Consider the following 13,604-nt stretch of genomic DNA (forward strand, 5'->3'; position numbering starts at 1 on the left):
GAGGAACCGTCATCATGAACACCGAACTCCGCAGCAAAACCCGCACCACGGCGGACTGGCAGGCCGCCGACGCGGCCCACTTCCTGCACCCCTTCACCGACTTCCAGTCGCTCGCGAAGAAGGGCTCGCGCATCATCACGAAGGCCGAGAACATCTACCTGACCGACAGCGACGGCCAGCGCATCCTCGATGCGATGTCGGGGCTGTGGTGCGTCAACGTCGGCTACGGCCAGCAGGCGCTGATCGACGCGGCGACGCGGCAGCTGAAGGAGCTGCCCTTCTACAACGCCTTCTTCCAGACCGCGACGCCGCCGGCGATCGAGCTGGCCGAGCTGCTGGCCGAGGTGACACCGCCGCAGTTCAAGCACGTCTTCTTCACCGGCTCGGGCTCCGAGGGCAACGACACGATCGTGCGCATGGTGCGCCGCTACTGGGACATCCAGGGCCAACCCGGGCGCTCGGTCATCATCAGCCGGCGCAACGGTTATCACGGCTCGACGATGGCCGGCGCCTCGCTCGGCGGCATGAGCGCGATGCATGCGCAAGGTGGGCTGCCGATTCCCGGCATCGAGCACATCGATCAACCGTACTGGGTCGAGCATGGGCAGCACCGCCCGGCGCCGAGCCGCCTCAAGGCGGGCGACCCCCCTCGGGGGGCGGGCGACGAAGGAGACCTGGGGGCCGGCATCTCTCGCGAGCAGTTCGGCCTGGTCGCCGCGCGATGGCTCGAAGAGAAGATCCTTGCGGTCGGCGTCGAGCGCGTCGCCGCCTTCATCGGCGAGCCGATCCAGGGCGCCGGCGGCGTGATCATTCCGCCTGCGACCTACTGGCCCGAGATCCAGCGCATCTGCGACAAGTACGGCATCCTGCTGGTCAGCGACGAGGTCATCACCGGCTTCGGCCGCACCGGCCGCTGGTTCGGCTGCGAGACCTTCGGGGCTCGGCCCGACCTGATGACCTTCGCCAAGGGCGTCACGAGCGGCTACATCCCCTTGGGTGGCGTGATGGTCGGCGAGCGTGTCGCCGAAGCGCTGATCGAGCGCGGCGGCGAGTTCGAGCACGGCTACACCTACTCCGGCCACCCGGTGGCCTGCGCGGTGGCGCTGGCGAACATCAAGCTGATCCGCGAGCTCGGCCTGGTCGAGCGCGTGCACGACGATGTTGGCCCGTACCTTGCTGAAGGCTTCGAGTCGCTGAAGGCACATCCGCTGGTCGGCGATGCCGAAAGCTGCGGGCTGATGGGCGCGGTGCTGCTGGTCAAGGACAAGGACGGGCTGAAGCCCTTCGACGAGAGCGTCGGCATCGGCATGGTCTGCCGCGGCCACTGCTTCCGCGAGGGGCTGATCATGCGGGCGGTCGGCAACCGGATGATCATCGCGCCGCCGCTGGTGATCACCCGTGCGCAGATCGACGAGATGATGGCGCTGATCCGCCGCTGCCTCGACCTGACGCTCGCCGACGCGCGCCGCGAAGGCTGGTTGTGATTTCCCCGATGGGCCTAGTGGCCCATCTGCTTAGACTGCCTGATGTCGCCAATGAGCGCTGAAGCCTGTCCGATCGAAAACACACTGGAGGTTGATTTCATGAAGTTGCCGTCGTCGTCCCGCCGATTGATCACTGGGCTGGCCCTGGCCGCTGCGCTGGGCAGCAGCGCGGTGCGGGCCCAGGAGGAGGACAAGGTCCTCAACGTTTACAACTGGTCCGACTACATCGGCGAGGAGACGATCCGCGGTTTCGAGAAGGAAACCGGCATCAAGGTCCGCTACGACAACTTCGACAACAACGAGATCGTGCACGCCAAGCTGGTCGCGGGCAAGAGCGGCTACGACATCGTCGTGCCCTCGTCGAACTGGGCCAAGCTGCAGATCGACGGCGGCCTGCTCGCGAAGATCGACAAGAGCAAGATCCCGAACTACAAGAACCTCGATCCGGCCGTGCAGGCGCAGCTGGCGCGGCTCGACCCCGGCAACGAGCACATGGTCAACTGGCTGTGGGGCTTCACCACCGTCGGCATCAATGTCGAGAAGGTCAAGGCCGCGCTCGGCTCGACGCCGATGCCGGCCAATGCCTGGGACCTGGTGTTCAAGCCCGAGTACATCTCGAAGCTCAAATCCTGCGGCGTCTCGTTCCTCGACTCGGCCTCCGAAGTGATTCCGGCGGCGCTGCACTACCTCGGCAAGCCGCCCTTCAGCAAGGTGCCGAGCGACTACACCGCCGCCGCGCAGCTGCTGAAGTCGGTGCGCCCGCACGTCACGCTGTTCAGCTCGTCGGGCTACATCAACGACATGGCGAACGGCTCGATCTGCGTGGCGCTCGGCTGGTCCGGCGACATCAACATCGCGCGCCAGCGGGCGATCGACGGCAAGACCGGCCAGACCGTGCAGGCGCTGCTGCCGAGCAACGGCGGCCTGCTCTTCTTCGACGTGATGGTGATTCCCGTCGACGCCGCGCACCCGAACAACGCGCACAAGTTCATCAACTACATCCTGCGCGGCGACGTGCACGCGAGCCTGACCAACAAGGTCTTCTACGCGAACCCGAACCTGGACTCGAAGAAGCACATCAAGCCCGAGGTGGCCAGCAACCCGACCGTCTTCCTGCCCGACGCCGAGCTGAGGAAGATGATCCCGCCGGACGCGCTGAACAACGACCTGCGCCGGCTGATGACGCGCACCTACACCAGCTTCAAGACCGGGCTGTAAGCGCACCGCTTCGGACCGATAGCACCCGAAAGGGGCGGCCGCGACAGGCCCGCCCCGCGAGGAGGAGTGTTCATGCCCGCGAACGGGAATGCCGGCGGCAGCCCGGAGACCGCCTTCCTGCGGATCCAGGACGTCGTCAAGGACTTCGGCGGCCACACGGCGGTCGATCATGTCAGCGTCGACATCGCCCGCGGCGAGATCTTCGCGCTGCTCGGCTCGTCGGGCTGCGGCAAGACGACGCTGCTGCGCATGCTGGCCGGCTTCGAGACGCCGACGTCCGGCCGCATCGTGCTGAACGGGCAGGACCTCGCCGGCCTGCTGCCCTGCGAGCGGCCGCTCAACATGATGTTCCAGTCCTACGCGCTGTTTCCGCACCTGACGGTGTGGGACAACATCGCGTTCGGGCTGAAGCGCGACGGCCTGCCCAAGGCGCAGATCGCCGAGCGCGTCGAGGCGATGCTCAAGCTGGTGCAGCTCGGCAAGTACGCGAAGCGCAAGCCGCACCAGCTCTCCGGCGGCCAGCAGCAGCGCGTGGCGCTGGTGCGCAGCCTCGCCAAGCAGCCGCAGCTGCTGCTGCTGGACGAGCCGCTCGGCGCGCTGGACAAGAAGCTGCGCGAGGAAACGCAGATCGAGCTCGTCAACATCATCGAGCAGGTCGGCGTGACCTGCGTGATGGTCACGCACGACCAGGAAGAGGCGATGACGATGGCCTCGCGCATCGCGGTGATGAGCGAGGGGCGCTTCCTGCAGGTCGGCGCGCCGGCCGACATCTACGAGACGCCGTCGAGCCGCTTCGTCGCCGACTTCATCGGCAACGTCAACCTGATGCCGGGCACCGTCGAGGTCGACGAGCCCGACCACGTGGTGATTGCTGCAGCCGACTGCAAGCACTACGTCGGCCACGGCATCACCGGCACGCTGGGCATGCCGGTGACCGTCGCGCTGCGGCCGGAAAAGATCCAGGTCTCGCGCGACAAGCCGGCCGATGACTTCAACGCCGCGCCGGGCACGATCAAGGACCTGTCGTACTTCGGCAGCTTCACCGTCTACCACGTCGAGCTGGCCAGTGGCCAGCGGCTGAAGGTCTCTCAGGCCAACGTGGTGCGCCACCAGGACGACCAGCTGACCTGGGGCGATGCGGTGTGGGCGCACTGGTCGCCGATGGCGCACGTGGTGTTGACGCAATGAGCGGCGCGGTGGCACGACGCTGGTTCCGCGGCCGCAACGCCGTCATTGGCCTGCCCTATGGCTGGCTGCTGCTGTTCTTCCTGCTGCCCTTCCTGATCCTCGTGAAGATCAGCGTCTCCGAGATGGAGACCGTCAACTTCAAGGACCTGATCACCTTCAAGGAAGGCCTGCTGCAGCTGACGGTCAAGCTGTCGAACTACGTCTTCATCACCGAGGACGCGCTGTACATCAAGACCTACATCGCAAGCCTGAAGTACGCGGCCGCGGCGACGGCGGTGTGCCTGGCCATCGGCTACCCGTTCGCGTACTTCATGGCGCGCGCCCGACCCACCGCCCAGCCGGCGCTGCTGATGCTGGTGATGCTGCCGTTCTGGACCTCGTTCCTGCTGCGCGTCTACGCCTGGAAAGGCCTGCTGTCGGAGAACGGCTGGGCGTTCGACTTCATCGTCGGCAGCGGGCTCGACCAGCTGCTTCACGCCGCCGACATGATCCCGGCGCCGGGCAAGCTGATGTACACGCCGTTCTCGCTGGTGCTGGGCATGGCCTACACCTACATGCCCTTCATGATCCTGCCGCTGTACGGCAACCTGGCGAAGCTGGACCTGCGCCTGCTGGAAGCGGCGGCCGATCTGGGCGCGACGCCGTGGGTGGCCTTCTGGAAGGTCACCGTGCCGCTGTCGAAGGCCGGCATCATCGCCGGCTCGATGCTGGTGTTCATTCCCTGCATCGGCGAGCTGGTGATCCCCGAGCTGCTCGGCGGCCCCGAGACGCTGATGATCGGCCGCGTGCTGTGGGACGAGTTCTTCTCGAACAACGACTGGCCGATGGCGGCGAGCGTCGCGGTGGTGATGATCCTGTTGATCATCGTGCCGCTGGCGATCTTCAACAAATACCAGGCCGAAATGCAGGAGGCACGTCGATGACCTCCGCGTCCTTCAACCGCTATTTCGCGAAGGGGTGGCTGATTTTCGGCTACGCCTTCCTGTACCTGCCGATCCTTGCGCTGGTGATCTACTCGTTCAACGATTCGCCGCTGCCGAACGTCTGGCGCGGCTTCACGTTGAAGTGGTACGCCGCGCTGGCGCAGGACACCGAGATCCTGTCCGGCCTGTGGCTGAGCCTGCGCATCGCCTTCTTCACCGCCTGCGGCGCGGTGGTGCTGGGCACGCTGGCGGCGTTCACGCTGGTCAAGTACCGGCGCTTTCGCGGTCGCACGGTGTTCTCGGGCATGGTCACGGCGCCGCTGGTGATGCCGGAGGTGGTGGTCGGGCTGTCGCTGCTGTTGATGCTGGTGTCGATCCAGCGCGCGACACAGTCGGCCTTCGGCTGGGGCTTCCCCGAGCGCGGCATGCTGACGATCTGGCTCGGCCACCTGCTGCTCGGCATGGCCTACGCCACGGTCGTCGTGCAGGCGCGGCTTCAGGACCTGAACCCGCAGCTCGAGGAAGCCGCGATGGACCTGGGCGCGCGGCCGCTGCAGGTCTTCGTGCTGGTGACGCTGCCGATGATCGCGCAGTCGCTGGCCTCGGCATGGCTCTTGACCTTCACGATCTCGCTCGACGATGTCGTGCTGTCGGCCTTCCTGTCCGGCCCCGGCTCGACGACGATGCCGCTGGTGATCTTCTCGCGCGCGCGGCTCGGGCTGAACCCGAGCGTCAATGCGGTGGCGACGATCATCGTGGCGATCGTCGCCATCGGCGTGCTGATGGCCAGTTATGCGATCGCCCGCGCCGAGCGCCGGCGCCAGCAGGAGCTCGCTGCTGCGGCTCGCGGCTGACCCAACCCGAATACCAACGAACAACCCCCAGAGGAGTCCCGATGAAGAACCGAATCCCCTTCACTGCCCTCGCCTTGGCGCTGGCCGCGGCCTTCCCGGTCCAGGCCCAGTCGAACGCCGAGATCCTGAAGGAGCTGCAGGACCTGAAGGCCAAGGTGGCCGATCTCGAAGCCAAGTTGAAGGCGCAGGAAGCCCGGTCGCCGACCTCGCCGCCGACACCGCAGTGGGGCATGACGCCCGAGCAGGCGCGCGAGCTGAACCGCGTCGCGGTGAAGACCGAGGCGCTGGAAGATGCGGTCGAAGCCCAGGGCCTGAAGATGTTCAAGATCAACGGCTTCATGGACCCGACGTACCTGTGGAACCAGCGCCAGGACCGCGCCGGCTTCCAGTTCCTGAACCCGGTGGCGCTCGACGGCTACAACTACGACAACTCGTACTTCGGCGGCGCCTACCTCGACCTGCAGAAGGAGATGGAAGGCGGCACGAAGTGGCGGCTGACGCTGGTGCCCAACCGCGGCACCGGCAGCGTGATCGGCGAGCAGTCGATCGTGCAGGAGGCGTCGGTCTCGGTGCCGCTGGGCAGCCTGCAGACGCGGCTGATCGCCGGCCAGGTGCCCGACTGGTCGGGCTATGAATACCAACAGGCGACGCTGAACAAGCTGATCACGCACAACCTGCTCTACGACTTCACGCTGCCCACGCTCTACACCGGCGCCGGCATGGAATACATCCGCGGCAAGTGGTGGAGCCGCTGGATGCTGGCCAACGTCAATACCAGCAAGCGCAATGCGGGCGAGAAGGCGCCGGCCTTCGTCTACCGCGTCGATTACTCGCGCGGCGAGTTCCAGGGCTTCGGGTTTGCGGGCCTGCATGGCAAGGCAGCGAACTTTCGCGCCGACGGCGCGAACCCGGTCAGCGGCGAGGACTACTCGACCCGCGACACACGCGTGAACCTGTTCGAGTTCGACGCCTACTTCATCCGCGGCGACTGGACCGTGCAGGGCCAGGTGAGCTACGGCACGCAGAAGCAGGCGGCGATCAACGCCCACCCCGAGACCGGCGAGCTGCGCGACAGCCGGTGGACCGGCGTCTCTGGCCTGGTCGCCTACAAGTTCATCCCGCGCTGGGAGCTTGTCGGCCGCTTCGACCACGTGCGCAACAACAAGAACGGCGGCGGCCTGCTCGGCTACACGGTCGCCGACGACCGCAACGGCATCGGGCCCTCACGTGCACTGCCGACGGCCGATGGCCTGGTCGACTGCACCGCGACCTGGGTCGACGGCTGCGACAAGGGCGCCAACCGCAGCGCGCTGTCGCTGGGCATCTCGTACCTGTTCAACCTGAACACGACGCTCAAGGCCGAGGCCCGCTACGACCGCGCCAACCTGCCGGTCTTCCTCGACGTCAAGTCCGGCGAATACCGCAAGAGCAATGCGGTGTTCGGCACCTCGGTGGTCGTCAGCTTCTGAGCGCTGCACACTCGACCGATTCCTCCAGGAGACATCCCATGGCCAACCCGATCGACTGGCATGCCCGCGCCCGAGAGCTGCGCATCGACGGCCGCTGCGTGATCGACGGCGAACGCCGCGCCGCGCAGAACGGCGAGACCTTCGCCTGCCTGTCGCCGATCGACGGCCGCTCGCTCGGCGAGGTGGCGCGCGGGCGCGAGGCCGATGTCGATGCCGCCGTGCGCGCGGCGCGCGCGGCCTTCGACGACGGCCGCTGGGCCGACAAGGCGCCGGCGCAGCGCAAGCGCATCCTGCAGAAGTTTGCCGAGAAGATCCTGGCGGCCAAGGAGGAGCTGGCGCTGCTGGAGACGCTGGACATGGGCAAGCCGATCCGCGATTCGCTGGCGGTCGACGTACCGTCGGCGTCGCGCTGCATCCAGTGGTACGCCGAGGCCGTCGACAAGGTCTACGACGAGATCGCGCCGACGCCCAAGAGCGGCCTGGCGCTGATCACGCGCGAGCCGATGGGCGTGATCGGTGCGATCGTTCCCTGGAACTACCCGATGCTGATGGCCTCGTGGAAGCTCGGCCCCGCGCTCGCCGCCGGCAACTCGGTGGTGCTCAAGCCCAGCGAGAAGAGCCCGCTGACGGCGCTGCGGCTGGCCGAGCTGGCCGTCGAGGCCGGGCTGCCGCCGGGCGTCTTCAACGTCGTGCCCGGCTACGGCCACGAGGCCGGCGAGGCGCTGGCGCTGCACATGCAGGTCGACGCCATCGGCTTCACCGGCTCGACGCGCACCGGCCGCCGCATGCTCGACTACGCCGGCCGCTCGAACCTGAAGCGCGTCTACAACGAGCTCGGCGGCAAGTCGGCCTTCGTCGTCTTCGACGATTTCGCCGACGTCGCGCGCGCCGCCAGGACCGTCGCCGGCAGCATGTTCTACAACCAGGGCGAGAGCTGCAATGCGCCCTCGCGCGTGTTCGTGCACGAGCGCATCGCCGACCAGTTCGTCGCCACCGTCGCTGCCGAGGCGCCCAAGTACCAGCCGGGCGACCCGCTCGACGCCGCCACCGCGATGGGCGCGCTGGTCGACGACACCCAGCTGAAGACGGTGATGGGCTACATCGACGCCGGCCAGAGCGAAGGCGCGCGGATTGCTGCGGGCGGCAAGCGGGTGCGCACCGAGTCGGGTGGCTACTTCGTCGAGCCGACGGTCTTCGACGGTGTCGCCAACACGATGAAGATCGCCCGCGAGGAGATCTTCGGCCCGGTGATGAGCGTGATCCGGTTCAAGGACGAGGCGGAAGGCGTGGCGATGGCCAATGATTCGAGCTACGGCTTGCAGGCCAGCGTGTGGAGCGACAACATCAACCGTGCGCACCGCGTCGCTCGGCGCTTGCGCGCCGGCACGGTGCACGTGAACCAGTACGACGAGGACGACATCACCGTGCCCTTCGGCGGCTACAAGCAGAGCGGCAACGGGCGCGACAAGAGCCTGCATGCGTTCGACAAGTACACCGAGCTGAAGACGACGTGGATCCGCATTGATTGAACTCTGGAGGTCCGGCATGAAAGATCTGCGCGAGAGGCTGCAGGCCAAGGGCGTGCACACGCTGCTGGCGCAGTTCACCGACATCCACGGCGTGGCCAAGGGCAAGCTGGTACCGCTGGCCCACCTGGATGACCTGCTGACCGACGGGGCCGGCTTCAGCGGCCCGTCGATCGCCGGCACCGGTCTGCCGCGCACCGGCCCACGCGCCGAGTACTGGGCGCGCGGTTATGCCAGCACGGCCGTCGCGATGCCGTGGATGCCGGGCCATGCGCGCATCGTCTGCGACGGCTGGGTCGACGGCGAGGCCTTCGACGCCTGCCCGCGCCAGGTGCTCAAGCGCGCGACCGAGCGGCTCGACGAACGCGGCTGGCATCTGCGCACCGGCATCGAGCCCGAGTTCTTCCTGCTCAAGCACGAAGGCGAACGCTGGCTGCCGGCCGACGACGGTGACCGGCTCGACAAGCCGAGCTACGACCTGAAGGCGCTGCCGCGCCAGCGCGACTTCCTGCAGGCGCTGCACCAGTCGCTGGCCGGCTGCCGGCTCGACATGCTGCAGATCGACCACGAGGATGCGCACGGCCAGTACGAGCTGAACTTCGGCTTCGACGAGGCGCTGACCAGCGCCGATAACCTGATGCTGTTCAAGATCGCCGCGCAGGCGCTGGCCGAAGAGCGCGGCATGGTGTTCTCGATGATGCCCAAGCCCTTCGCCAACCAGCCGGGCAGCGGCATGCATTTCCACGTCTCGCTGTGGAAGGGCCAGGGCGTCGACGGCAGCAACCTGTTCATGCCGCACACGCCGGACGGCGCGGCGAACCCGTCGGCCGGGCTGTCGCCGCTGGGCCGCCAGTTCGTCGCCGGGGTGCTGGCGCATGCGCCGGGGCTGTCCGCGCTGGCCGCGCCGACGGTCAACAGCTACAAGCGGCTGGTGGTCGGCGAATGCCTGTCCGGCACCAGCTGGGCGCCGGCCTACATCGCGCACGGCGCGAACAACCGCACCGCGCTGGTCCGCACGCTGCCCGGCCGCTTCGAATGGCGCCTGCCCGATGCCAGCGCGAACCCGTATCTCGCCAGCGCCGGGCTGATCGCCGCCGGGCTCGACGGCATCGAGCGCAAGCTGGAGCTGCCGCCGGCGCAGGACGACGACCTGTTCGAGCTGAGCGCGGCCGAGCTGCGCGTGCGGGCGATTCCCGTGCTGCCGCAGAGCCTGGACGCCGCGCTCGATGCGCTGCAGGCCGACGAGGTGCTGACCGCCGCGCTCGGCGCGACGCTGACGGCGCAGTTCGTGAAGCTCAAGCGCCAGGAATCGCTGGCCTACCAGCGCCACGTCAGCGACTGGGAACTGCAGCGCTACGCGGCCGCCTTCTAGCGCTTCGACCGCCGCGTGCACCCGCCGCCGCTGCTGGCCTACGCCTGCCTGGCGGCCAGCATGGCGCTGGTCGGCAGCTATGTCGGGTTGTCGCGGCTGCTGGTGGCGGTGTTCCCGGTCTTCCTGCTCGCCTGGCTGCGCTTCGGCATCGCGGCGCTGGCGATGCCGCACTGGCTGGCGCGGGGGCCCGGCGAGGCGCCGCTGTCGACCCACGACCGCTGGCTGCTCTTCTGGGAGAGTTTCCTCGGCAACTTCCTGTTCTCGATCTGCATGCTGTTCGGCGTGCTGCTGACCTCGGCGGTCGCCGCTGGCGTCGTGATGGCGGCGATTCCGGCGGCCGTCGCGCTGATGTCGCGGATCTTTCTCGGCGAGCGCCTGTCGCGCCGGGTGATCGCCGGCATCGCCTGCGCCGTGGCCGGCATCGCACTGCTGGCGTTGACTCGTGCGCCCGAGGGGCACGCCGGCAGCGCCCCGGGCGGTGCCGCGACTGCCCTGCCCCGCTGGCTCGGGCCGCTGCTGCTGCTCGGCGCGGTGCTGTGCGAGGCGAGCTACGTCGTCATCGGCAAGCGGCTGACGGCGCAGGTCTCGCCACGCCGCATCAGCGCGCTGATCAACCTGTGGGGCCTGATGCTGGTGACGCCGCTCGGGCTGTGGCAGGCGCTGTCCTTCGATTTCGGCGCGGTCGCGCCCGGCACCTGGGCGCTCCTGGTCTTCTATTCGCTCGCCGCGAGCGTCGTCACCGTCTGGCTGTGGATGAAGGGCCTGGCCCAGGTGCCCGCGCAGCGCGCAGGCGTGTTCGCGGTGATGCTGCCGGTCAGTGCCGCGCTGGTCGGCGTGGTGTTCCTCGGCGAGCCCTTCACGGGCGCGCACGTCGTGGCGTTCGTGCTGGCCTTGGCCGGGCTGCTGCTGGCGGCGTGGCCGAGCCCGGCTCCATCAAACTGATGATCGACCGGCTTGACGGTGCGCACTAGCATCCAGGCGAATTCGATCGACCGCCTGGAGTAACCGATGCCGCTGCAGATCGCGTTGGTCATGCCATGACCCCACCCGCCATCACCGTCGCCCTCGTCGAAGACGACGCCACCGTGCGCGAGCGCTTCGCACGCGTCATCGCCGCGAATCCCGAGTTGCAGCTGCTGCACGCCGCGGCCACCGCGCAGCAGATGCTCGACTGGCTGGCCGACAACGCGGCCGACGTGCTGCTCGTCGACCTCGGCCTGCCGGACCGGCCGGGGCTCGACGTGATCCGCCATTGCCGCCAGGTGCAGCCGGCCTGCCAGGTGATGGTGATCTCGATCTTCGGCGACGAGGCCAACATGCTGCGCGCGTTCGAGTGCGGCGCGCGCGGCTACCTGCTGAAGGACGGCAACGAGCAGGACCTGGCCGCGCACGTGCTGAACCTGCATGGCGGCGGCTCGCCGATGTCGCCTATCATCGCGCGCCAATTGCTCGTGCGCTGGCAGGCCGGCGGCCAGACACCGACACCGACACCGGCCGCGGCACCGGCGCGGCCAGCGCCGATGTCGGCGCCGCTGTCGGGCAAGGAGAGCCAGGTGCTCGATCTGGTAGCGCGCGGATTCACCTACCAGGAAGTGGCGCAGCACCTGGGCGTGGCCGTCACCACCGTCCAGACCCATGTGCGCAACATCTACGGCAAGCTCGACGTGCACAACAAGGCCGAGGCACTGTTCGAGGCGCGGCAGCTGGGCTTGCTGCGGCACTGACTCCTTGCAGCGGCTGCTCCACACGCTGATCCTCGCCGTCACGCTGTTCGCCGGCCTGCTGGCGCCGACGCAGGCCAAGACCGACGTGATCACGCTGCGCGAGGCGCAGGCCCGGCTCGAGCCCGCCGGCCTGCCGCCGCAGCAGCAGCCAGCGCTGAAGCTGTCGCATCGGTGGGACGAGGCCTTTCCGGGTCGCGATGGCCGCGCCCTTTACACGCTGGCGCTGCCCGCCGGCGGCGGTGACGAGCCGATGGCGCTGCTCTTCACGCGCGTCGGCAACCAGGTCGAGGTGCGGGTCAACGGCCGCGTCGTCGCGCGCTTCGGCGAGCTGGGCAAGCCGCGCTTCGATGCCGCCAAGACGACGCGGCTGGTGCCGGTGCCGGCCGTGCTGCTGCAGGCCGAAGGCAACCGGCTCGAGGTCGAGGTGACAACGCAGGCCTCGCGCTGGGGCGGGCTGTCCTTGGTGCAGTACGGACCCGCCAGCACGCTCGCCGAAGTGCTGGCGGACCAACTGCGCTGGCGCCACCACGCGGCGCTGGTGCTCGTCGCCGGCTTCGCGCTGATGGGTGCGCTGTCGCTTGCGCTGTGGCATCGCCAGCGCGAGCCGCTGTACGGCTGGTTCGGCCTCGCGGCGCTGCTCGGCGTCGTGCGCCACCTCGACCGCATCTGGTCCGACGTGCCGGTGCCGTGGCCGGCCTGGGGCGCGATCACCGCGGCGGCGTACGCCGCGCACCTGGTGACGATCATCCACGTCGGCGCGCTGATGGTCGACGCCACCGGCGCGCGCCTGCGGCGTTCGATGGCGGCGACGCTGGTGGTCTCGGCGGGGCTCGGCATCGTCGCGCTGCTGCTGCACAAGCCGCTGCTGTGGGACATCGGCCTGGTGGCCATGGTGCCCTACGGCGTGGCGGTCGTGATCGCGCTCGGCCGCGTCGCCTGGGCGCGCGGCGGTGCGGCGCGCTGGCTGCTGGCGGCGGTTGCGCTGCTGCTGCTGACCGGCAGCGCGCACGACCTGGGCGTGCGCCTGGGCTGGTGGCCCGGTGGCGGCGGTCGCCTGTCGGTCATGCCGTTCGCGACCTTCCTGATCGCGCTGGGCATGTTCGGCCTGATCGCCCAGCGCCACAACCGCACCGTGCTCGACTATCGCCAGCTCAACGACGAGCTCGCGCAACGCGTGCAGCAGCGCGAGGACGAGCTGCGCCAGGCCCTCGACACGCTGCACCTGCAGCAGCGCGAGCAGGCGGTGCTCGAGGAGCGCCAGCGCACGATGCGCGAGCTGCACGACGGTGTCGGTGCGCAGCTGGTGGCGCTGCTGAACCTCGCCAGCCAGGGCCCGGTCGACGCTGCGCTGGTGCAGGAGCAGGCCAAGCTCGCGCTCGACGAGATGCGCATGGCGGTCGACGCGCTGCAGCCGATGAACGGCGACCTGACCACCGTGCTCGCGACGCTGCGCTACCGGCTGCAGCCTCGGCTCGCGGCGGCCGGCATCGCCGTCGACTGGGACATGCCGCCGCTGCCGCCGCTGGCGCACCTGACGCCGCACAGCGTGCTGCAGGTGCAGCGCATCCTGCTCGAGGCGGTGACCAATGTGCTGAAGCACGCCGCGGCCTCGCGCATCCGCGTCAGCGCCCGGCTGGTCGACACGCCCGCGCCGGCGATCGAGATGAGCCTGCACGATGACGGCCGCGGGCTGCAGCCGGGCGCCGCGCCGCCGCATGCCGGGCGCGGCCTGGCGAACATGCAGGCCCGCGCCCAGGCGATCGGCGCCAGCCTGGTGGTCGAGAGCACCGCGCCGCGCGGCACGCGGGTGTGCCTGCGCTGGCCGCTGCCGCCCGCCGTCGCCTGA

Annotated in this window: 11 protein-coding genes; all 11 read left to right on the forward strand. The window is 68.9% G+C overall.

The genetic code is table 11. The features are described from left to right. Nucleotides 1–14: 14 nt before the first annotated feature. The 11 genes from HLB44_RS22665 to HLB44_RS22715 all read left to right on the forward strand — a co-directional run bounded on the left by HLB44_RS22665 (nucleotide 15) and on the right by HLB44_RS22715 (nucleotide 13,604). Nucleotides 15–1,484: an aspartate aminotransferase family protein gene (locus HLB44_RS22665; RefSeq protein WP_173127488.1), complete on the forward strand. Its 1,470-nt coding sequence runs from the start codon at nucleotides 15–17 to the stop codon at nucleotides 1,482–1,484. A gap of 99 nt (nucleotides 1,485–1,583) precedes the next feature. After that, nucleotides 1,584–2,702 (forward strand): polyamine ABC transporter substrate-binding protein, encoded by a 1,119-nt coding sequence (locus HLB44_RS22670; protein WP_173127491.1) that lies wholly within the window; start codon nucleotides 1,584–1,586, stop codon nucleotides 2,700–2,702. A 72-nt stretch (nucleotides 2,703–2,774) separates the two neighbouring features. Beyond that, nucleotides 2,775–3,890 carry an ABC transporter ATP-binding protein gene (locus tag HLB44_RS22675; RefSeq protein ID WP_173127494.1) on the forward strand — a complete coding sequence of 372 codons (1,116 nt, stop codon included), beginning with the start codon at nucleotides 2,775–2,777 and terminating at the stop codon, nucleotides 3,888–3,890. Further along, nucleotides 3,887–4,813 carry an ABC transporter permease gene (locus HLB44_RS22680; protein WP_173127497.1) on the forward strand — a complete coding sequence of 309 codons (927 nt, stop codon included), beginning with the start codon at nucleotides 3,887–3,889 and terminating at the stop codon, nucleotides 4,811–4,813. Before HLB44_RS22675 ends, HLB44_RS22680 begins: the two co-directional genes overlap by 4 nt. Then, nucleotides 4,810–5,667 carry an ABC transporter permease subunit gene (locus HLB44_RS22685; RefSeq protein WP_173127500.1) on the forward strand — a complete coding sequence of 286 codons (858 nt, stop codon included), beginning with the start codon at nucleotides 4,810–4,812 and terminating at the stop codon, nucleotides 5,665–5,667. The genes HLB44_RS22680 and HLB44_RS22685 overlap by 4 nt, the downstream gene beginning before the upstream one ends. A 41-nt stretch (nucleotides 5,668–5,708) precedes the next feature. After that, a complete protein-coding gene (locus HLB44_RS22690; protein ID WP_173127503.1) occupies nucleotides 5,709–7,136 on the forward strand; it encodes a DUF3138 family protein in 1,428 nt (475 codons plus the stop codon). Nucleotides 7,137–7,174: 38 nt separating this feature from the next. Then, complete coding sequence (locus tag HLB44_RS22695; RefSeq protein ID WP_173127506.1) at nucleotides 7,175–8,665, forward strand: aldehyde dehydrogenase; 1,491 nt, start codon at nucleotides 7,175–7,177, stop codon at nucleotides 8,663–8,665. 16 nt (nucleotides 8,666–8,681) lie between these two features. Beyond that, the gene (glnT, locus tag HLB44_RS22700; protein ID WP_173127509.1) at nucleotides 8,682–10,034 is read left to right on the forward strand and encodes a type III glutamate--ammonia ligase; all 1,353 of its coding nucleotides are present in this window, start codon (nucleotides 8,682–8,684) and stop codon (nucleotides 10,032–10,034) included. A 60-nt stretch (nucleotides 10,035–10,094) separates the two neighbouring features. Beyond that, nucleotides 10,095–10,976, forward strand: a complete 882-nt coding sequence (locus HLB44_RS22705) for a DMT family transporter (RefSeq protein ID WP_173128587.1) — start codon at nucleotides 10,095–10,097, stop codon at nucleotides 10,974–10,976. Between the two features lie 95 nt (nucleotides 10,977–11,071). After that, nucleotides 11,072–11,758: a response regulator transcription factor gene (locus HLB44_RS22710; RefSeq protein WP_173127512.1), complete on the forward strand. Its 687-nt coding sequence runs from the start codon at nucleotides 11,072–11,074 to the stop codon at nucleotides 11,756–11,758. Nucleotides 11,759–11,762: 4 nt separating this feature from the next. Continuing rightward, complete coding sequence (locus tag HLB44_RS22715) at nucleotides 11,763–13,604, forward strand: sensor histidine kinase (protein WP_173127515.1); 1,842 nt, start codon at nucleotides 11,763–11,765, stop codon at nucleotides 13,602–13,604.

Source organism: Pseudaquabacterium terrae, from assembly GCF_013266755.1.
Taxonomy (GTDB): domain Bacteria; phylum Pseudomonadota; class Gammaproteobacteria; order Burkholderiales; family Burkholderiaceae_C; genus Pseudaquabacterium; species Pseudaquabacterium terrae.

Coding starts and splice junctions, on each gene's coding strand:
- HLB44_RS22665 (WP_173127488.1), top strand. CDS start 15: ATGAACACCGAACTCCGCAGCAAAACCCGCACCACGGCGGACTGGCAG.
- HLB44_RS22670 (WP_173127491.1), top strand. CDS start 1,584: ATGAAGTTGCCGTCGTCGTCCCGCCGATTGATCACTGGGCTGGCCCTG.
- HLB44_RS22675 (WP_173127494.1), top strand. CDS start 2,775: ATGCCCGCGAACGGGAATGCCGGCGGCAGCCCGGAGACCGCCTTCCTG.
- HLB44_RS22680 (WP_173127497.1), top strand. CDS start 3,887: ATGAGCGGCGCGGTGGCACGACGCTGGTTCCGCGGCCGCAACGCCGTC.
- HLB44_RS22685 (WP_173127500.1), top strand. CDS start 4,810: ATGACCTCCGCGTCCTTCAACCGCTATTTCGCGAAGGGGTGGCTGATT.
- HLB44_RS22690 (WP_173127503.1), top strand. CDS start 5,709: ATGAAGAACCGAATCCCCTTCACTGCCCTCGCCTTGGCGCTGGCCGCG.
- HLB44_RS22695 (WP_173127506.1), top strand. CDS start 7,175: ATGGCCAACCCGATCGACTGGCATGCCCGCGCCCGAGAGCTGCGCATC.
- glnT (WP_173127509.1), top strand. CDS start 8,682: ATGAAAGATCTGCGCGAGAGGCTGCAGGCCAAGGGCGTGCACACGCTG.
- HLB44_RS22705 (WP_173128587.1), top strand. CDS start 10,095: ATGGCGCTGGTCGGCAGCTATGTCGGGTTGTCGCGGCTGCTGGTGGCG.
- HLB44_RS22710 (WP_173127512.1), top strand. CDS start 11,072: ATGACCCCACCCGCCATCACCGTCGCCCTCGTCGAAGACGACGCCACC.